Here is a 19,595-nt window from a genome sequence, read left to right as displayed (position 1 = left end):
GCCGCGCCGCCCCGCAGCAAAGGCTGCCGTCCCCTTGGGGGGAAGACTCAGGGGGGCGCTATGTCACGCTGGCACGCTTTGTGGACGCTGCGCCGAAGGCACCATAGGGGGCGGTGTGATCTGAAAGCTCTCGGCGCTGGTGTGCGGCCAATACTGCTTGAACACGCTGTGCTGTTGCTCCAGCGGGCCCAGCAGGGCGCCGGGCTCCACGTGCATGACCAGATTGGACAGGGCATGAACCTGGCTGTCGCTGGTGCGGCGCACGATGTGGTGGGGTGTGAAGTCCTGGGGGTGCTGCAGGCCGGAGGCCTGTACCAGCTCTTGCAGGGCATGCAGCGTCTTGCGGTGGTAGGAGGCCACGCGCGTGGCCTTGTCGGGCACCATCAGGGCTTTTTGGCGCAGCGGGTCCTGGGTGGTCACGCCGGTGGGGCACATGCCGGTGTGGCAGGCCTGTGCCTGGATACAGCCCAGGGCCATCATGAAGCCGCGGCCGCAGTTGCACCAGTCGGCACCCAGCGCCATCATGCGTGCGATGTCGAAGGCCGTGATCACCTTGCCCGCAGCACCCAGCTGGATGCGGTGGCGCAGGTTTACGCCCACCAGGGTGTTGTGCACCAGCAGCAAACCTTCTTGCAGCGGCACGCCCACATGGTCGGTGAACTCCACCGGTGCGGCGCCGGTGCCGCCTTCGGCACCATCGACCACGATGAAGTCGGGGGTGATGTCGGTTTGCTGCATGGCCTTGACCATGGCAAACCATTCCCAGGGGTGGCCCACGCAGAACTTGAAGCCCACGGGCTTGCCGCCGGACAAACGCCGCAGCTGGCCGATGAAAAGCATCATCTCCAATGGCGTGGTGAAGGCGCTGTGACTGGAGGGCGAAATGCAGTCTTGACCCACGGGTACGCCACGGGCTGCTGCGATTTCAGGAGTGACCTTGGCGCCCAGCAACATGCCACCATGGCCGGGCTTGGCGCCCTGGCTGAGCTTGAGCTCAATCATCTTCACCTGTGGGTCACAGGCATTGGCGCCGAATTTCTCGGCGTTGAATGTGCCGTCATCGTTGCGGCAACCGAAATAGCCCGAGCCGATTTCCCAGATCAGATCCCCGCCATGCACGCGGTGGTACTGGCTGATGGAGCCCTCGCCCGTATCGTGTGCAAAACCGCCGGCCTTGGCGCCCTGGTTCAGTGCCAGCACGGCATTGGCAGACAGCGCGCCAAAGCTCATGGCCGAGATGTTGAACACGCTGGCGTGATAGGGCTGGGTACAGGCGGCAGCGCCCTCCAGCGGCTGGTCGGGCTGGCCGCCAATCCAGGTGCGGAAGTCATGGCTGCCAAGCTGGGACGGTTGCATCGAGTGGTTGACCCACTCGTAGCCATCCGCACTCACATCCATTTGCGTGCCGAAGGGGCGGCTGTCGGGCTCACCCTTGCTGCGCTGGTAGACCAGGGAGCGTTGGGCACGGGAGAAAGGCAGGTTTTCGTTGTCCGACTCGATGAAGTACTGGCGCATCTCGGGGCGGATGTACTCGAACATAAAGCGCAGATGGCCCAGCACCGGGTAGTTGCGCAAGATGGAGTGGCGTGTCTGGCGCAGGTCATACAGACCCAGTGCGGACAGCGCCAGCAGCACGGCCGAGGCCAGGCCCCACCACAGTGGTGCGGCGGTGAGCGCCATCACCAGGCAGAAAAAGCCACCCAGCAGGCACAGCACCAGCGTGGTGTAGCGCACCGGGAAAAGGCCTGCGCTGCGGGAAGAGGGGGATGCCATATTTTCTTGAACTCCTGTGTAGGGTGCACGGGCATGGGGGGCCGGCTAAACTGCCGGCGTTCGGCTGGCGCGGCAAGCGCGTACGGCCCATGCTCTGCGGGAAAGCAGGTCAAACCGACCTGCATATGCCTGCCGGGCGATCATAAAAGTCTTTGACGCGCAGGACCTCGCCATGGAAAACCACACACCAACCCCCTCGGATAACGAGACCGACACCGCCCAGTACGCCCTCAGCAATGAGGAGCTGCAAGAGCTGGACGAGCTGCTGGACAGCCTGCGCGAGCGCTCCGAAGAAGTGCCGCAGTGGGAGTTCTGCGACGGCTTCCTGACCGCCGTGATCTGCACCCGCCGTCCCATCAGCGTGGGCGAATGGCTGCCCATGCTGCTGGGTGATGGTGAAGACCTGGAAGTGGCCGACGGCCAGCCCCTGCCGCTGCTGGAGGTTTTTGCCAGCGCCGAGCAGCAAGCCCGTTTCCTGGAACTGGCGCAGCGCCGCATCGACGAGATCCGCACCCAGCTGGACACCGAGGTGAAGTCCCTGGCCGATGACACCGCTTTCCAGCCCGAAGTGCTGGATACGCGTGGCGCCATCCTGATGCTGCCCGAAGCCGAGCAAAAGGAAGTGGAAGACGAGGAAGTGCCCTCCTTCGCGCAGGTGTGGGCGCTGGGCTTTATGTTTGTGGTGGAAAACTGGGCTGAGGAATGGGCCGCTCCCCGCGACAAGGAAGCCGCCCAGTGGCTGGATGCCGCCATGGAATTCGTGGTCGACCTGACCGAAGACGACACCGGTGAGCCCGAGCTGAATCTGTATGAAGAGACCGGCCCCGCCTCCACCAGCCAGGAGCGCGTGGACGCATTCGGCGAAGCCGTCTGGGCCGTGTATGACCTGCGCCAGCTGTGGCGCAGCATGGGCTCGCGCGTGGAGTCCGTGGTCAAGGGCGAGCAGCCCGGCCGCAACGACCCTTGCAGCTGTGGCAGTGGCAAGAAGTTCAAGAAATGCTGTGGGGCTTGATGTGAGCCGTCCCTGAGGCACTTTGCCCCATGAAAAAGCCCCTGCGGTCAAGGCTGCAGGGGCTTTTTTTTGCAGGGCGTTGCACCCCAGACAGCGAATGTCCGGGGCGCGGTGGCGGGTGATCAGAGTTCGATCTTGGCCACGTCCACAATCTTTTTGTACTTGCCGATTTCGGTGTTGATGTACTGGGTGGGGTTGATCTTGGGGTCCATCACCTGGGCGCCAGCGTCTTCCATCTTCTTGCGGAACTCGGGGGCGGCCATGGTCTTGTCCAGCGCAGCCTTGATCTTGGCGACGATGGGGGCGGGCAGATTGGCCGGGCCCATCAGCGAGAACCAGCTGTTGATGTTCACGTTCTTGAACTCGGGCTGCTCGGCCAGGGCCGGGATGTCCGGCGTCTGTGCATAGCGCTTGGCTTCGGTGGTGCCCAGGGCCACGACCTTGCCGGACTTGATCAGGGGCAGGCCCGAGGACAGCACGAACACGCCGAACTCGATGTTGTTGCCCAGGATGTCGTTGGTCAGTGCCGGCACGCCGCGGTAGGGCACATGCTGCATGTCGATCTTGCCCTGGTCCTTCATCATCTCGCCGGCCAGGTGCAGAGCCGTGCCCACGCCGGACGAGCCGTAGCTGGCGGCGCCGGGCTTGGACTTCACCAGATCGATGAACTCACGCGTGTTCTTCACATGGGCTTTTTGCGAAGCCACCAGCACCATGGGCTGGGAAGCCACCATGCCAATGGCGGTGAAGTCCGTGGGCTTGTACTTCACGGCCTTGTTCACCAGGCCGGCAATGGCCAGCTCGTTGTTGGCGCCCACCAGCAGGGTGTAGCCGTCGGGCTTGGCATTGGCCACCTTCTGGGCACCGATGGCGCCACCAGCGCCGCCCAGGTTTTCCACCACCACGGTCTGGCCCAGGTGTTTTTCGATCTCGTTGGCCACCAGGCGGCCCACCAGGTCGGTAGAGCCACCTGCGGGGTAGCCGACGACGATGGTCACGGGCTTGGTGGGGTAGGCAGCGTCAGCGGCCAGGGCGGGGGCAGCCACCAGAGCAGCGGCGCAGGCCAGCAGGGTGCGGCGCAGGATTGTGCGGGTCATGAATATCTGTCCTTCAGGGAAGAGGGGGAGCGTTCTTCAGGAAATTTGTTGCGAATTGTGCGACCAAGACTTGCAAGTCTGGTGCCAAAACGGCACATGTCCGTGCTGTTATCAGGGTATGCAAAAAGTGCATTACACAGCGTGCAGAGCTTGCCAGAAGCCTTCGGCCGAGGAATTCAGTCGTCTTTTGGGGCGGTAAATACGCACATCGAAGCGGATTTCCATGGCCGAGCCTCCAGCCACGGCCAGCATGCCGCTCTTGCAGTCGGCATGCACCATGGACCAGGGCAGCCAGGCCACGCCCAGGCCTTTGAGGGCGTATTCGTGCACGGCATCGGCGCTGTCGCACTCCACCAGCCGGTGCAGGCGTGGGGCCTGGCGGTGGTTGGCCAAATGGTCTTCCACCAGCCGCCCGAGGGCCAACGGGCGCGCATAGGCCAGATAGGGCACCGGGGAGTGGCTCTGAAAAGGGTAGCGGGCCGCGCCCGTGGCATCGGCGCGGGAGACGGGCACCAGCTTGTCCGAGGCCACATGCAGATAGTGGAACTGGCGGGTATCCAGGCCCGGTGCCAGCGTGGGGTGGTGGTAGAGCAGGGCAAAGTCGGCCTGGCCTTGCACCAGCATTTGCGCAGCCTGCTGCATGGCGGTGGTGCGTACCACCAACTCGCTGGACTGCAGCAGCGTGGGTTGCAGTGCCAGCCAGTCGGCCACCACGGTGCGCGCCAGCGTGCGGCCGGTGGCCAGGGTGATGGTGTGGGCCTGGCGGCCGGCGGCAGCGCGCAGCTCTTCCTGCGACTGGGCCAGGGTGCGCACGATTTGCTCGGCCGAATCCAGAAACACCTCGCCGGCCGGCGTCAGCCGCACCGGGCTGCCTTCACGCTCCACCAGCGGCGAACCGGCCCAGGCCTCCAGCGCGCGTATGCGCCGGCCAAAGGCCGGATGGGTCACATGGCGCAGCTCGGCGGCACGGGTGAAGCTGCGCTCCTGCGCCAGGGCCACAAAGTCTTCCAGCCACTTGAGCTGCATGACGACGGTCTGTGCGCTGCGGGGGAGGGCTTAGCTGCGCGCCGCAGCCTGCAATGTGGCGCGGGTGTCCAGCGCCGCCTTGCGGGCGGCGGCGGCAAAGTCCTCGCCTTGCGAGGCATACAAAATGGCGCGCGAGGAGTTGATGATGATGGGGCCGCCGCCGATGCGGGCCGCCTTCACCGTGGCCACGGCGTCGCCGCCCTGGGCACCCACGCCGGGGATCAGCAGCGGCAGGCTGGGAGCCACGGCGCGCACGCGCTCGATTTCATGTGGGCGGGTGGCGCCCACCACCAGGCCCAGCTGGCCATTGGTGTTCCACGGGCCCTGGGCCAGCTTGGCCACATGCTCGAACATGGCGGGCTGGCCCGGCAGATCGGCCATGCGCTGGGCCTGCAGATCGTCGCCACCGGGGTTGGAGGTGCGGCACAGCAGGAAGGCGCCCTTGCCCTTGTACTTCAGATAGGGCGTGATCGAGTCAAAACCCATGAAGGGCGACAGGGTCACGGCGTCGGCGCCGTAGCGCTCGAAGGCCTCCTTGGCGTACTGCTCGGCCGTGGAGCCGATATCGCCGCGCTTGGCATCCAGAATCACCGGCACATGGGGGGCCACGGCGCGCATATGGGCCATCAGCTTTTCCAGCTGGTCTTCGGCGCGGTGGGCGGCGAAGTAGGCAATCTGGGGCTTGAAGCTGTTTACCAGATCGTGGGTGGCATCGACGATGGCGGCGCAGAAATCGTAAATCTTCGACGCGTCGCCCCGCATGGCCGCAGGAAAGCGGCTGGGTTCGGGGTCCAGACCCACGCACAGCATGGAGTCATTGCGCGTGGACGCGTCGCGCAGCATGTCGAGAAAATTCATGGGGCGCAATTTTAAAGGGGCAGGCTTACACCGGCGTTGGCTGCTGGGGGAGTCCCTGCTTTCGCGCCAGCTTGTGGGCACAATTGCTTACCTATGTCTGCCTCTCTGCCCCGCTTTACCCCCCGCCAACTCGTTTTACTGGTGCTGCTCACCGTGGTCTGGGGCCTGAACTGGCCCATCATGAAAGTGGGCGTGGCGCATTTCCCCCCGCTCACCTTCCGCATGATTGCCATGTGGCTGGCCGTGCCGGTGCTGGCGCTGGTGCTGTGGCAGCAAAAAGCGCCATGGACGGTGCCGCGCGCGGCCTGGGGCAAGCTGGCCCTGCTGACGTTGACGAATATGCTGCTGTGGCACTGCCTGATGATTCTGTCCATGCCGCTGCTGTCCAGCGGGCGAGCCGCCATCCTGGGCTACACCATGCCCATCTTCTCGGCCGTGATTGGCGTGGTGGTGTTTGGCGAGCACCTGGCCGGCCGGGCCTGGGCCGGCGTGGCCGCCGCCGCCCTGGGCGTGGTGCTGCTGCTGTGGCATGCCGTGGCCTCGCTGGGCAGCCCGCTGGGCGTGGCCCTGATTCTGACGGCCGCCGCCGGCTGGGCCATGGGCACCCAGCTGCTGCGCCGCACGGACATGCCCGTGCCCTTGATGACGCTGTCGTTCTGGATGGTGCTGCTCACCGCCATCTTCCTGAGCCTGCTGTCCACGCTGTTCGAGCGCCAGCTGTGGCACTGGCCGGACCACACGGCCCTGGTCACCATCCTCTACAACGGCCCGCTGGCCATTGGCTTTGCCCAGGTGACCTGGTTCTTCCTGGCCCGCACCCTGCCACCCGTGGCCTCCACGCTGAGCGTGATGCTCATCCCCGTGATCGGCGTGTTCAGCGGCGCCTGGTGGCTGGGCGAGCAATTGCGCTGGCAGGACTGGGCCGCCGTGGCACTGATCATGCTGGCCATTGCGTCGGTGCTGTGGCCTAAAAGGGCTTGAGGTAGCCTGCTACTGGCGGTTACCCGTGCAACATCTGCAGCTTGTACGAGCAGCTAGTGCGGAGAAGGATGACCCATGACCACCATTGCCGTGCTGACGATTGATGTGCAGCGAGGACTTTTTGAAACCATGCCCCCACCTGGCGATGCCATGGGCACGGTGGAGCGTATCAATCGGGTCATGGCCCATGCGCGGACCATGGGCTGCCCCGTGGTCCTGGTGCAGCATGCGGGGACTGCGCTGGCTCCGCAATCGGAGGGCTGGCGGCTGCTGCCAGCGCTGCAAACCACAGCGGAAGACTTGCGGGTAGGCAAGACCACGCCCGATGCTTTTCAGGGCACAGATCTGGATGCCTTGCTGCGCCAGCGCGGCATCACCGAACTCGTGGTCACGGGCTATGCCAGCGAGTTTTGCATAGACACCACGGTGCGTCGCGCCGCAGCCCTGGGCTATGCCGTGACGCTGGTGGCAGATGCCCACACCACACACGACAAGCCCCATGCCACAGCGGAGCAAATCCGCACCCACGAAAATGCCACGCTGCCCGCCATCACCAGCTTTGGCCCCCGTATTCGCGCGGTCCCTACAGCCGGCTGGATGGCCAGCGTCGGTTGACAGGGACATTGCTGGAGCGCTCAGGCTGAAATCGGCTGCCTGCTCGGGTGGCTGGCTCAGGCTGTTTTACGGCGCAGTGCGCGATTCACGGTCCATATCGGCCGGCCATTGCACCTTGGGCGCCAGGCGCCGGGCCAGGTTATAGGCCGGGATATCGTTGGTCCAGTCGCGTGGCGGGTTGTTGGGGTATTGGGGAAAGGCCTCAGACAGGTCCTCGTGCAGCGTGAACTCCACCACCTCGAAAGAAACCTCACCCACGGTGAAGCTGAAACGCAGATCGGATTGAACAGCCATGGAAAATCCTTGCCGGCCCGTGAAAGGGCTGGCAGCCGATTGCAAAAAAGGAAGCGGCTGGCGCGTTGCACCAGCCGTATGACACGGGCGCCGCCACAGTGATCCCGGTCCTATGCCGGCCGCGTCCTTGGGCCTGTGGCGTCTTCAAGAATTGGCTTGACCCAAGCTGTACCAAACCGGCGCGGCTCCACTCAGGGACGGCCAGCAAGAGCCGCCCCCCAGCAAAGGCCGTCGTCCCCCTTGGGGGAAGCCGCAAAGCGGCTCAGGGGTAGTCAGGCTCAGGCTTCCTGGGGCTTGCGCCAGTCGTCCGAGGCCTCGGTACCGGCAATGGCGTGGGTCCAGGTGATCTTGCGGTAGGCCATGGATACCTTGACCAGCTGGGTGTACTCGGACTTGCTGGGGTCCTGGGCGTGGGGCAGCACGGTGTTGATGTTGACGATGGTGGCGTCTTCGAGCTTGGTGGTGAAGAAGTGCTCTTGCTTGCCTTCCACCGAGGTGCGGTACCACTTGACCTCGACCTCGGGCAGCATTTCGCCGGAAGCCAGGGCCTGGTAGAGCAGCGGCGTGGCCTTGTTCAGCGGGGCGGTGAAGACAAAGGGCTTGTGCACGCGCTGGCCCGAAGGTTGGCCGCTTTGCGGGTCGGTGGGGGTGGCGATCAGGTGCTCGATTTCCTGCACCAGGATCTGGTCTTCATGGCCTTCCTGGTAGACGTTGCCCACGGAGTCGGAGGTGAAGGCCCCCTGGGTGATATGGCCCTGGGTCTTGCCATGGATGCTGATGTAGGCGGGAGTTGGCATGTGATGAATTCCTTGTAGTGAAAACGTAGGTGGCCGCAGGGCCAGGCTCGCCATCGGCCGATGACAGACGTCTTAAGGCAATTCATGTGCCAACTTTGTGGATGGAGATATTTCCTTTATCTATCAATGACTTGCGAATGTTGCAGTCCAGAAATCGCAGCCCGCAAGCCTAAAAAGCGGTTTTTTACCCCCTGAAATCGGGTCATTTCTGACCCGTTATTTGCAAGTCATTGAAATCATTGAAGAAAAATCGGGTCATTTTTGACCCGGTCGGGCCAAAAATGACCCGCTTGACTGAATCGCTCGGGCTTGTGGGTCACAGCAGCGGGGCCATGCGATAGCGCAGCTCGGCCCATCCAGGCCTGCAACTTTTCGCGGTTTTCTGGCTCGGATGGCATGCGGTCCGCCCATTTTTCACTTTCCCGGGAATGCCATGCTGAGCCATTTGCTCACCACGCTCATCGACGATATCGAGGGTGACACCGTCACTCTGCAGGCGCTGTTGGAGGCCAGTGGCCGCCAGGGCATGTTGCTGATCTGTGCGCTGTCGTCGCTGCCGTTTTTGATTCCGGTGTCGATTCCCGGTGTGTCAACGGTATTCGGGGCAGCCATTGTGCTGCTGGCCTGTGCGCTGTTCCTCCATCGCCTGCCCTGGCTGCCGCGCCGCATTCTGGACAGGCCGTTGGATGCGGCCAAGCTCAAGCCCGTGTTGCGAAAGGGTGTGGGCGTGGTCAGCAAGATCGATCGTTGGGTGCGGCCGCGCTGGATGGCGCTGACGAACCGGACCATGCTGCGCGTCAACAGCGCGGTGCTGGCTTTTGGCGGCCTGTTGCTGATGGCACCGCTGGGGCCGATCCCGTTTTCCAACACCGCGCCGGCCGTGGGCATCTTGCTGCTCACAGTGGGCCTGGTGCAGCGCGATGGCCTGTGCGTGCTACTGGGCTACCTGGGCCTGGTGCTGAGCGTGGCGTATTTCAGCGTGCTGGGTTATCTGGCCTGGACCGGGGGCAGCTACCTGTTGGGCTAAACCTTGAGCAGGCTTTCCCCATGACAAAGCCCGCAGGCCATGGCCGTGCGGGCTTTGTTTTTGATAGCTGCCCACGCAGGTGCGACCTGCGCGGGCAGCCTGTTGGATTGAAAATTCCGGCTTAACCCTTGGCGCGCTTTTGCAGGATCTCGAAGGCGGGCAAGGTCTTGCCTTCCAGCACTTCCAGGAAGGCGCCGCCGCCGGTGGAGATGTAGCCCACGTCTTTTTCGATGCCGTACTTGGCAATGGCGGCCAGGGTGTCGCCACCGCCGGCAATGCTGAAGGCGGGGGACTCGGCAATCGCCTGCGCAATCACCTTGGTGCCATTGGCGAACTGGTCGAACTCGAACACGCCCACGGGGCCGTTCCAGACGATGGTGCCGGCCTTCTTCAGCTGTTCGGCCAGCAGGGCTGCGGTTTCGGGGCCGATGTCCAGAATCATGTCGTCGTCTTCGACCTCAGTGGCCTTCTTCACCGTGGCGGGGGCGTCGGCAGCAAAGGTCTTGGCGGTGACCACATCGGTGGGCACGGGCACCTTGGCGCCGCGTGCAGCCATGGCGTCGATCACGGCCTTGGCATCGGCCACCAGGTCGGGCTCGGCCAGGGATTTGCCGATTTTGAGGCCGGCGGCCAGCATGAAGGTGTTGGCAATGCCGCCGCCCACGATGAGCTGGTCCACCTTGTCGGCCAGGCTCTTCAAAATGGTCAGCTTGGTCGAGACCTTGGAGCCGGCGACGATGGCGGCCAGCGGGCGTGCGGGCGCGGCCAGGGCCTTGTTCAGGGCATCGATCTCGGCCGACAGCAGCGGGCCGGCGCAGGCGATGGGGGCGTACTCGGCAATGCCATAGGTCGTGCCTTCGGCACGGTGGGCTGTGCCGAAAGCGTCGTTGACAAAGATGTCGCAGAGCTTGGCCAGCTTTTGGGCCAGCTCGGGCTTGTTCTTTTTCTCGCCCACGTTGACGCGGCAGTTCTCCAGCAGCACGACCTGGCCGGGCGCGACCTGCACGCCATCCACCCAGTTGGCCACCAGGGGCACTTCACGGCCCAGCAACTCGGCCAGGCGCTGGGCCACGGGGGCCAGCGAATCCTGTGGCTTGAACTCGCCCTCCGTGGGGCGGCCCAGGTGGCTGGTGACCATCACGGCCGCACCGGCCTTGAGTGCCATCTCAATGGCCGGCACCGAGGCGCGCACGCGTGTGTCTTCGGTAATCTGGCCGGCATCGTTCAATGGCACGTTCAGATCGGCACGGATGAAAACGCGCTGGCCTTGGACTTTGCCTTGGGCACACAGGTCGGAGAAGCGAAGAATATTCATGGTGGAGAAGCCAGGTCTTATAGAAGTGTGGAAGCGGGGATTATAAAAACTCCCCCTGGGGCAGGTTGCACCTTGTCCCTGCTCTCGCATGGTTGCGCTCGCGGACAGAGGCAGCCTGCACGGAAGGCCTGGAGGAGGGGGTCTCCAATTCGCACCCATTTGCTGCGAATTGCTGAGGGTGCTGGCCCTGCTGCACTGGTCGGCCTAGGATGGCGGCTTTCTTTTTTCGGGGTGGCGCTTTGCCGCCTGCACTGTGCATGTTCCATGGCCGCCGTCTGCTGCAGCTCACGCCGCTTTGCCCCTGCGGGCAAGGCCTGGCCGTGCGCGTGCAGGCTTTGCTGTTGCCCGCCATGGCGCGCCTGAGCGAGCGCGCTGTGGGGCGCAGCGAAATCGGCCCCCGACAGGCCGCACGGCCCTAGGGCGTTGGTCTGGGTGCCGCAGGCCAGCGTGACCAGGGCGACATTGCACTCTTGGGCCTTGGCCAGCCCGTAGTGCACGCCGGCGGACAGGCACAACCTCCTCTTTCCCTTGCACGGGCATGGCGCCCGTGACCGGATGCGCCGCGCGTTGCCGTCACGCCGGTCTTCTGCTGGCCGCACTGTTGAAGGAGTGCGTGGTGCATCTGACCGCCACCGGGCCGTGGAGCCCCCATCCTCTGTCATCCCTGACTGCGCCCTGGTCTGCCGCCATCGCGGCGGTCAAGGCTCCGTTCCAGCGCATGAGCGCAGCTGCCACACCGCAGGCCACCGAGCTGCGCATCGACGTCATGCTGCCGCTGGTGGAGGGCGAGCTGGAAGCGCTGTATGAGCGCCTGTACCAGCCGGGCAGCAAGCTTTACGGGCTGGAGCGTCGCCCTCTGCATGACCCGCAGTTTGTGCTGCGCTGGCGCGAGGTTGATGGCGAGTGGTTTGCCTATGTGGAGGATGTGGCCAACGCCTGCCTGGCGGGCTATACGGTGTTCAATCGCCTGGTGGAGGTGGACAAGCGCACCGACCGCCGCGTGCGCTCGCCCCATTCGCGTTTTGCGCCGGCCTACCAGCGCCGGGGCATTGCCAGTGCGCTCTACCAGCAGGTGCTGGACCAAGGGGTGTGCCTGCTCAGCGGGGCACGCCAGTCACCGGGTGCCCATGGCCTGTGGAACCGGCTGGCACGCAGCTATGCCGACCATTACGTGGCCATTGCCGACGACAAATCGTTGCAGTATCTGGGCGCCAGCATGCCGCAGGACGCAGTGCTGGACCAACTGAGCACCCGCCGCCTGTTGTTGGGCGCGGGCTGGGAGCTGGAGGAGTTTGCCCAGGTGGTACGCATGGGCTAAATGCGACCACAGGGGCCGCCGGAGCGGGCTTGAGCAGCGCAGCGGGCAGTTATGCACCTCCCCAACGGCCAGACAGCGCTTCAAGCGCGGCGCGTGTCCGCAGACAGTGCTTTTGCACGGCAAGGGCGCGCAACAAAGCATCAAGCGCTGTCTGGGCGCCTCCAAACGATTCACCCACGAAGCCGCAAGGCTTCGCAGGCAAGGACATGGATGTTTTTATTTCCAGCGCGTAGGCTCGACAAAGACCGTGCCCAGATTGCTGGACAAGGTCAACTGCCCCTCCTGGATGGTGGCCTGCAGCTGCATGCTGCGCTCGGCCAGGCTGCCCAGCTGCTGGGCGATGTCCGAGTCGATGTAGAGCACTTCCAGCTTGTCCTGGCGGCCCAGCTTGCCTTCCAGGCCTTTCCACCACACATGGGCGGCGTGGTTGAAGGGGTAGACCAGCATGTGGTCGGATTTGTTGCAGGCCTTGGTTATGGGCTTTTCTTCGGGCTGGCCCACTTCGATCCACAGGCGTTTCTGGCCGGTGTAGTCGGTGATGTGCACGTCCGGATCATCCGGGTCGCTCAGGCCCACGCCAAAGGCCAGCGTGCCGTCGCCGTTGCACAGGGCCTGCAGCTGCCAGGCGTTGAGGGCCATGGCCACCAGGCGCACCATCATGCGCTCGTCGGTTTCGCTGGGGTGGCGGGCCAGGGTCAGGTTGTGGTCGGCGTAGTAGCCGTGGTCGATGTCGGCAATCGAGAGATTGGCTTTGAAGATGGTGGACTTGATGGCCATGGGGCGTTCTGCCCGCAGGCAGTCCTTTCATAGGGTTCTCAAAAACAAGAGCTGCCAGCGCGGGTCTGTCCTCGCTTTGGCAGCTCTTTGATGCTGAAGTGCTTGAATTTCAAGCACATGCAGCTATGGTTTTTTAGACGCGCTTGGCCAGCTCGGCAGCCTTGCCGATGTAGCTGGCCGGCGTCATGGCCAGCAGGCGGTCCTTGTCGGACTGGGGGATTTCCAGTCCGTTGATGAGGCGGTGCAGGTCTTCGGCCAGCACGGTTTTGCCGCGCGTGACTTCCTTGAGCTTTTCGTAGGCACCGGCCACGCCGTAGCGGCGCATCACGGTCTGGATGGGCTCGGCCAGCACTTCCCAGGCATGGTTCAGGTCGTCCTGCAGGCGTTCCTCGTTGAGCTCCAGCTTGTTCAAGCCGGTCATCAGCGAGGTGTAGGCCAGCGTGGCGTAGCCAAAGGCCACGCCGATGTTGCGCAGCACGGTGGAGTCGGTCAGGTCACGCTGCCAGCGGCTGACGGGCAGCTTTTCGGACAGGTGCTTGAGGATGGCGTTGGCCAGGCCCAGATTGCCTTCGGCGTTCTCGAAGTCGATGGGGTTGACCTTGTGCGGCATGGTGGACGAGCCGATCTCGCCGGCCTTCAGGCGCTGCTTGAAGTAGCCCAGGGAGACATAGCCCCAGATGTCGCGCGACAGGTCGATCAAGATGGTGTTGGCACGGGCCAGGGCGTCGAAGATCTCGGCCATGTAGTCGTGCGGCTCGATCTGGATCGAGTAGGGCTGGAAGGTCAGGCCCAGGCCGGCGGGCTCGGGCGTTTCGATGACCTTCTTGCTGAAGGCTTCCCAGTCAAAGTCGGGCCAGGCCGAGAGGTGGGCGTTGTAGTTGCCCACGGCGCCATTCATCTTGCCCAGCACCTGGACGTTGGCAATGTTGTCCGAAGCCTTTTGCAGGCGCATCACCACATTGGCCAGTTCCTTGCCCACGGTGGTGGGGCTGGCGGTCTGGCCGTGGGTGCGGCTGAGCATGGGCACTTCGGCGTACTGGCGCGCCATTTCGCGCAGCTTCAGGATGATGCGGTCCAGGGCAGGCAGCACCACCATGTCGCGGCCCACGCGGATCTGCAGGGCGTGGCTGGTGTTGTTGATGTCTTCGCTGGTGCAGGCAAAGTGCACGAACTCGGCGGCTTTTTGCAGCTCGGGGCGGGCGTCGAACTTGGCCTTGATCCAGTACTCCACGGCCTTGACGTCGTGGTTGGTGGTCTTTTCGATTTCCTTGATCGCGGCTGCATCAGCCTCGCTGAAATGGCTCACCAGACCGTGCAGATAGGTGCGTGCACCCTCGGTTAGGGGGGGGAATTCGGCAAACCCGGCATCGGACAAGGCGATGAACCAGGTGACTTCCACTTGCACACGGCGGTGCATGTAACCCTGCTCGCTCATGATGGGGCGCAGGTCGGAGAGCTTGGCGGCGTAGCGGCCGTCCAGCGGGGAAAGGGCGGAGATGGAGGACAGACTCATGGGCGCCGATTGTAGGTGTGCGCGCTGACACGCGCTGTGCCTGCCCCCTACAGCCTCGCTAGAATTTGCCTTTCCGCGCGCCGCGGAACCCTCCACGGCGCAGAAACCACTGCCTTGCTGTCCGCAGCGAAAGTTGCCGCCATGACCTTGTTGCTGATTGGTTCCCTGAGCAGCCCCTATGTGCGCAAGGTGCGCATCGTGCTGGCCGAGAAGAAGCTGGACTACCGGTTTCAGGAAGAAAACCCCTGGGACATCGATTCCCGGCTGGCCCAGACCAACCCCCTGGGCAAGGTGCCCGCCCTGGTGCTGGATGGCAAAGAGGTGCTGTATGACTCGCGCGTCATCGTCGAATACCTGGACACGCTGTCGCCCGTGGGCCGCTTGATTCCCGCCAGAGGCCGTGAGCGTGCCCATGTCAAAACCTGGGAGGCCCTGGCCGACGGGGTGGTGGATGCGGGCGTGGCCATGCGGCTGGAGCAGACCTGGGCCGGCCGTACCGAGGCTGAGCGTTGCCAGGCCTGGGTGGAGCGCTCGCTGACCAAGGTGCTGCGGGGACTGGACGCCATGCAGGCCCAGGCGCCAGCGGGCCAGGCCTTTCTCACCGGGCCGCACCTGAGCCTGGCCGATATCGCCGTGGTCACGGCGCTCGACTGGCTGGCCTTTCGCTTTCCGCAGCGCGATTGGTTACAGGACCGACCCGCACTGGCCCAGCTGCACGCCAAGCTGGCGACCAGACCGTGCTTTGTGGAGACGGCGCCGAAGTGAATGGGGCTCTCTGAGGCACTGCGTGCCGAGGCCCTTGCGGGCCGCCTCTGACTTGGGCAGATAGCCCAGTCGCCTCTGGCTGCCATCGCAAAAAGGCCACCTGCAAGGTGGCCTTTTTGTCTGCATAAAAAACGTTGTGAAGCGTCCCGAAACGAATTAAGAGAGGGAGGGAGGAGAAACGCCCCAGGACGGACAGATGCCAAGCATGCAGGCTTCACAACACTAAACCGGTACAGCGAGAAAAGACGAGTTGCTCATCTTTCTACGCTTTTTCGATCTATGCATTGGACAGAAGTTCCGTTTTTCCGGGGGAAAAATAATGTAACGGTGTGCTTCGTTTGGTATCTTGGCTCAGAACGCGATGTCCAGCAGCCGGTCCAGGGGCAGGCGCACGCGCACATCGCGGTGGGCCACGGGGGCAGCGATTTTCCAGTTGGGGTGGGCGGTGTCACGCGGAATGGGCTCGCCGGTGGGCATGCCTTCCTTGTTCACCAGCACCGCCACTCTGGGGGTGGCCGCCGTGCTGCCGCGGCGCACCACCACGGCGGTTTCGCCGCTGGCCAGTTTCACCCAGGCGCCTGGTGGGTAGATGCCCAGGGCCTTGACCATGGCTGCGCCTGCCTCGTCCACCGACTTGGTTTCGTCGTGGTAGGTGGCCTGCATGGCCGAGGTGACGGACATGGGGTGGCGGTTGGCACGGGGTGCAATGCGGGCGCCGAAGATGTCGGCGCGCTGCAGCAGCCGGGCCACCTGGTTGGCGGGTGTCTTGTCGGCCAGCCGGCCGGGGGAGCGCAGATGGTGGCCGCGCACACCCAGAAGCCAGACCTCGTCTTCCACCCCCATGCCGCGCAGCATGGTTTCGGAGCGCTGGGCATGCTCTTCCACCATCTGGGCCTGGGTGGGGCTCAGTGGGGAGATCTGCTGGGCCAGATCGTCCTGCAAATGGCCCATGCCCAGGTTCATGCTCAGGCCGGCGCGGCCGAGCTGGTGGATGCGCTCGGCCGGCCAGCGCAGGGTTTCGCGGGCGGTAATCATGCACACGGCCGCCACCAGCATGGCGTGGGTGGCGCAGTAATGGCGGGTTTCCTCGGCCGACATCTGCACCAGCGCCAGCAGGGCGGCGTCGGGGTTGTCCAGGCTGTGGCGTGCCAGGTTCTGGTGCATGTTCTCGAAGCGCGGCAGAAAGCTGTCCACATCGGGGCTGCGCATCAGCTGGGTCAGCCTGGCCTGCCAGGTGGGCCAGTGCGGCGTCTGGCGCTCCCGGTCGGCAGCGTCCTCCTGGGCCAGCGTGGCGCTCATGGTTATGGTCGAAATCATGCCCAGGGGCTTGTCCGACAGCAAAATCTCCTGCAGGTGGGCCTTGAAGGCGCGAAAGCTCTCGCCCGACTCGTCGGTGTCCACACACAGGGTCTGGCCGCGCGCCAGCAGGATTTCCAGCTCTTTATGGGAGCGGATGACATAGCCCTTTTGCGCCAGCAAGGCGCCCGCCACACCGCGCAGGGCGAAGGGCAGAGGCTGCCCCAGCGGGATGGTGTCGATGTTCAGTTCAACGAGGTTCATAGTGGGCACAGGAAATGTGACATATTCTTACATTTCAGGCCGCTGCTATCGCAACAAGCCACGGGGCGAGACGACATGCATGCATTTTCAAGGGTGATTCGCAGCAAATACCGTGTGCCACAGCTGGCGTATGGCCATGGCCTGGGGTTCCACGCTCGCAGGCTCCACCTGGCCATTGCCTTCATTCAGGCGGGACTGGTGCTGCACACGGCGCAGCTCGCGGTAGGCGGTGGCCGCCGCCTGGCCTTGGCCTGCGGGTAAAAGCCCTGCGGCTTCGGCGCGCTGCAGCAATGCGATATTGCCCGCATTGTCAATGAGTTCGCGATATTTGGCAGCCTGGGACAACACTAGGTATTGGACGGCAAATTCTGCATCCACCATGCCGCCCACACTGTGTTTGACATCAAAGACTGTGCCGCGCACAGGGTGGGCGGCACGCACGCGTTCGCGCATGGCGACGATTTCGGTGCGCAGGGCCTCGGGGTCGCGTGGTGCGGTGATCACGGCTTCGCGCACGGCGTCGAAGCGGGCGGCCAGGTCATCGCTGCCCAGCACAAAGCGGGCGCGTGTCATGGCCTGGTGCTCCCAGGTCCAGGCGGTGTTGCTGCCGCGCTGCTGCTGGTAGTCGGCATAGGCCTTGAAGCTGGTGATCAGCAGGCCCGAGCTGCCATTGGGGCGCAAGGCGGTGTCGATCTCGAACAGATCGCCTTCGCCGGTCTTCACCGTGAGCCAGTTGATCAACTTGCGCACAAAGGCGGCATAGACCTCGGGGGCGTTGTCATCGTCGTCGTCAAAGACGAAGACGATGTCCAGATCGCTGCCATAGCCCAGCTCCTTGCCGCCCAGCTTGCCGTAGCCAATGATGGCGAATTGCGGCACTTCGCGGTGGCGGTTCTTCAGGCGCTGCCAGCACCAGGCGGCGGTCACACGCAGCACGGTGTCGGCCAGGGCGCTGAGGTCGTCGGCCACCTGCTCCACGGTGATGGCGCCTTCCACGTCGCGGGCCAGGGTGCGGAAGGTCTCCGCATGGTGGGCGCGGCGCAGCAGGTTCAGCAGGGTTTCGTCGTCGTCTTCGCCGGTGGATTCCAACGCCTGCAGGCGCAGCGCCATTTCATGCTCGAAGTCGGCGGCCGAGAAGCGCTCCTGGAACAGGGCCTCACCAGCCAGCTCGTCGATCACGCCGGGGTGCTGTTGCAGATAGCGCGCCGGCCATTTGGCCGCGCCCAGCATGTGCAGCAGGCGCTCGTGCACGGCAGGGCGCTCCAGCAGCAGGGCCAGATAGCTCTCGCGGCGCAGCAGTGGCTCCAGCCAGTTCACCATGCGCACGGCGGCCTCTTCGCCGACCCGGCCTTGCTGCACCCATTGCGCGGTGCGCAACACCAGGCGGAACAAGCGGGTGCGGGCCTCGTCGCGCAGGCCTTGTACCCGGGGCAGTTGGCGCCACTCGGCCACGCGGCTGGCCAGGGCGGAGGGCAGTTGCTCCAGCAGGCCGTCCAGGTCGGCAATGACCGGGCCGGCGGCGACGCGTGGGCTGCCGCAACTGCCGGTGGTGCATTGTTGGGAGGGGTCACCGCCCAGCAGCGTGTCGAACTCCTGGGCCACCAGCTCACGGTGTGCGTCGAGCTGGTGCAGAAAGTCGCGGCAATCGGCATAGCCCATGGTCTGGGCGATCCACTGCAAATCATCGTCGCGTGTGGGCAGCACATGGGTCTGCTGGTCATCCAGGTACTGGATGCGGTGTTCCACATTGCGTAAGAAAGTGTAGGCCTGGGCCAGCTGCTGCGCGGTTTCCTGTGGCATCAGATTGGCGCGTGCCAGGCGCTGTAGCGCTTCCAATGTGGGGCGGCAGCGCAGCTCGGGGAACTGGCCGCCGCGTACCACCTGCAGCAGCTGCACGGTGAATTCGATCTCACGGATGCCGCCGCGCGAGAGCTTGACGTCGTTGGCCCGCTCGGGGTGGCCGGCGCTGCGGCGGGTGGCATGTTCGCGGATCTGGCGGTGCAGATTGCGCAGCGCATCGAACACGCTGTAGTCCAGGTAGCGGCGGAACACAAAGGGCAGGACCACGCCGCGCAGGCCTTGCACATTGGGTGTGGCAATGCAGGCCGAGGGCGCGCAGATGCGGCTCTTGAGCCAGGCAAAACGCTCCCACTCGCGGCCTTGCACCAGCAGGTATTCCTCCAGCGAGCCCAGAGAGACGGCCGCCGGCCCGGAGTTGCCATTGGGGCGCAACGCCAGGTCCACACGGAAGACAAAGCCATGCTCGGTGGTGTCGCCGATCAAGGTGTAGATGGCCTTGACCACGCGGCCAAAGTATTCGTGGTTGGAGAGCTTGCCACGGCCATCGGGCAGGCCTGCCGTGTCGCCGTCATGCTCGTAGACATAGATCAGGTCGATGTCGCTGGACACATTCAGCTCGCGAGCACCCAGTTTGCCCATGCCGATGATCCACAGCTGCACGGGCTGGCCGTCCGGGCCCAGGGGCGCGCCATGGCGGCTGTCCAGGTCAGCGCGCGCAGCCTGGCAGGCCTGGTCCAGGGCCAGTTCGGCCAGCTCGGTGACACTGCGTGTCACGGCGGCCAGATCGGCCTCGCCGGCGCAGTCCAGCGCCATGGTGCGCTCCATCACCAGCTGGCGCAGGATGCGCAGCGCCGCGCCCACGTCATAGGCCTGGTCGCGCAGCGCCTGCAGCGCAACTTCCATGGTGGCGCGGGTGGGTGGACCGGGGGGGAGCAGCGAAAACAGCGCGTCATAGCGCCGGTGCAGACGTTGCCAGAAGCGCGAGTAGGCGGCGGTTGCCGGGGCGGATGTTGCGTGTTCGGCCGGGGGAAGGTCTGCGCTGTGCATGTTCACCAAGGGAAAGGGGA

The 19,595-nt window shown here is 64.5% G+C and carries 18 protein-coding genes; 7 read left to right on the top strand and 11 right to left on the bottom strand.

The window, feature by feature from the left end; all coding sequences use genetic code 11:
* Positions 1-63: 63 nt before the first annotated feature.
* The gene (locus tag ACA027_RS21615) at positions 64-1,773 is read right to left on the bottom strand and encodes an FMN-binding glutamate synthase family protein (RefSeq protein ID WP_370680240.1); all 1,710 of its coding nucleotides are present in this window, start codon (positions 1,771-1,773) and stop codon (positions 64-66) included.
* Between the two features lie 172 nt (positions 1,774-1,945).
* On the opposite strand from ACA027_RS21615, the gene ACA027_RS21610 reads away from it, so the two are divergent.
* Positions 1,946-2,785 (top strand): UPF0149 family protein, encoded by an 840-nt coding sequence (locus ACA027_RS21610; protein ID WP_370680239.1) that lies wholly within the window; start codon positions 1,946-1,948, stop codon positions 2,783-2,785.
* Between the two features lie 122 nt (positions 2,786-2,907).
* Here ACA027_RS21610 and ACA027_RS21605 read toward each other — a convergent pair whose 3' ends face one another.
* The 3 genes from ACA027_RS21605 to pyrF form a co-directional block, all read right to left on the bottom strand.
* Entirely contained in the window at positions 2,908-3,882 is a 975-nt protein-coding gene (locus ACA027_RS21605; RefSeq protein WP_370680238.1) for a Bug family tripartite tricarboxylate transporter substrate binding protein, read from the bottom strand.
* Positions 3,883-4,014: 132 nt separating this feature from the next.
* A complete protein-coding gene (locus ACA027_RS21600) occupies positions 4,015-4,908 on the bottom strand; it encodes a LysR substrate-binding domain-containing protein (RefSeq protein WP_370680237.1) in 894 nt (297 codons plus the stop codon).
* Between the two features lie 30 nt (positions 4,909-4,938).
* Entirely contained in the window at positions 4,939-5,766 is an 828-nt protein-coding gene (gene pyrF / locus ACA027_RS21595; RefSeq protein WP_370680236.1) for an orotidine-5'-phosphate decarboxylase, read from the bottom strand.
* Positions 5,767-5,871: 105 nt separating this feature from the next.
* Here pyrF and ACA027_RS21590 point away from each other — a divergent pair, with 105 nt between their 5' ends.
* The gene (locus tag ACA027_RS21590) at positions 5,872-6,747 is read left to right on the top strand and encodes a DMT family transporter (protein ID WP_370682654.1); all 876 of its coding nucleotides are present in this window, start codon (positions 5,872-5,874) and stop codon (positions 6,745-6,747) included.
* 75 nt (positions 6,748-6,822) lie between these two features.
* On the top strand, positions 6,823-7,362 hold the full coding sequence (locus tag ACA027_RS21585) for a cysteine hydrolase family protein (protein ID WP_370680235.1): 540 nt from the start codon (positions 6,823-6,825) through the stop codon (positions 7,360-7,362).
* Between the two features lie 66 nt (positions 7,363-7,428).
* Here the strand turns inward: ACA027_RS21585 and ACA027_RS21580 are convergent, their stop codons facing one another.
* Together ACA027_RS21580 and ACA027_RS21575 are read right to left on the bottom strand one after the other, a co-directional pair.
* The gene (locus ACA027_RS21580) at positions 7,429-7,656 is read right to left on the bottom strand and encodes a hypothetical protein (protein WP_370680234.1); all 228 of its coding nucleotides are present in this window, start codon (positions 7,654-7,656) and stop codon (positions 7,429-7,431) included.
* A gap of 278 nt (positions 7,657-7,934) precedes the next feature.
* The gene (locus ACA027_RS21575; protein WP_370680233.1) at positions 7,935-8,453 is read right to left on the bottom strand and encodes an Hcp family type VI secretion system effector; all 519 of its coding nucleotides are present in this window, start codon (positions 8,451-8,453) and stop codon (positions 7,935-7,937) included.
* A 433-nt stretch (positions 8,454-8,886) separates the two neighbouring features.
* Between ACA027_RS21575 and ACA027_RS21570 the strand changes: the two genes are divergently transcribed.
* Positions 8,887-9,480, top strand: coding sequence for an exopolysaccharide biosynthesis protein (locus ACA027_RS21570; RefSeq protein ID WP_370680232.1), 594 nt, complete (start codon positions 8,887-8,889; stop codon positions 9,478-9,480).
* 121 nt (positions 9,481-9,601) lie between these two features.
* Here ACA027_RS21570 and ACA027_RS21565 read toward each other — a convergent pair whose 3' ends face one another.
* Positions 9,602-10,795, bottom strand: a complete 1,194-nt coding sequence (locus ACA027_RS21565) for a phosphoglycerate kinase (protein WP_370680230.1) — start codon at positions 10,793-10,795, stop codon at positions 9,602-9,604.
* Between the two features lie 257 nt (positions 10,796-11,052).
* On the opposite strand from ACA027_RS21565, the gene ACA027_RS21560 reads away from it, so the two are divergent.
* Together ACA027_RS21560 and ACA027_RS21555 are read left to right on the top strand one after the other, a co-directional pair.
* Positions 11,053-11,214: a hypothetical protein gene (locus tag ACA027_RS21560; RefSeq protein WP_370680229.1), complete on the top strand. Its 162-nt coding sequence runs from the start codon at positions 11,053-11,055 to the stop codon at positions 11,212-11,214.
* A gap of 299 nt (positions 11,215-11,513) precedes the next feature.
* Positions 11,514-12,113, top strand: a complete 600-nt coding sequence (locus tag ACA027_RS21555) for an N-acetyltransferase (protein WP_370682653.1) — start codon at positions 11,514-11,516, stop codon at positions 12,111-12,113.
* Positions 12,114-12,329: 216 nt separating this feature from the next.
* Here ACA027_RS21555 and ACA027_RS21550 read toward each other — a convergent pair whose 3' ends face one another.
* On the bottom strand, positions 12,330-12,890 hold the full coding sequence (locus tag ACA027_RS21550) for a YaeQ family protein (protein ID WP_370680228.1): 561 nt from the start codon (positions 12,888-12,890) through the stop codon (positions 12,330-12,332).
* A 133-nt stretch (positions 12,891-13,023) separates the two neighbouring features.
* Positions 13,024-14,403 carry an adenylosuccinate lyase gene (gene purB / locus ACA027_RS21545; RefSeq protein WP_370680227.1) on the bottom strand — a complete coding sequence of 460 codons (1,380 nt, stop codon included), beginning with the start codon at positions 14,401-14,403 and terminating at the stop codon, positions 13,024-13,026.
* 147 nt (positions 14,404-14,550) lie between these two features.
* Here purB and ACA027_RS21540 point away from each other — a divergent pair, with 147 nt between their 5' ends.
* A complete protein-coding gene (locus tag ACA027_RS21540) occupies positions 14,551-15,168 on the top strand; it encodes a glutathione S-transferase N-terminal domain-containing protein (protein WP_370682652.1) in 618 nt (205 codons plus the stop codon).
* Between the two features lie 351 nt (positions 15,169-15,519).
* On the opposite strand, the gene ACA027_RS21535 is transcribed toward ACA027_RS21540, so the two are convergent.
* Together ACA027_RS21535 and glnE are read right to left on the bottom strand one after the other, a co-directional pair.
* On the bottom strand, positions 15,520-16,728 hold the full coding sequence (locus tag ACA027_RS21535; protein ID WP_370680226.1) for an HD-GYP domain-containing protein: 1,209 nt from the start codon (positions 16,726-16,728) through the stop codon (positions 15,520-15,522).
* A gap of 87 nt (positions 16,729-16,815) precedes the next feature.
* Complete coding sequence (gene glnE, locus ACA027_RS21530) at positions 16,816-19,575, bottom strand: bifunctional [glutamate--ammonia ligase]-adenylyl-L-tyrosine phosphorylase/[glutamate--ammonia-ligase] adenylyltransferase (protein WP_370680225.1); 2,760 nt, start codon at positions 19,573-19,575, stop codon at positions 16,816-16,818.
* Positions 19,576-19,595 lie beyond the last annotated feature (20 nt).

It is taken from the genome of Comamonas sp. GB3 AK4-5 (assembly GCF_041320665.1).
Classification (GTDB): domain Bacteria; phylum Pseudomonadota; class Gammaproteobacteria; order Burkholderiales; family Burkholderiaceae_C; genus Comamonas.
The sequence above is the reverse complement of the archived record's forward strand: the minus strand, read 5'-3'. Positions and strand labels throughout refer to the sequence as shown.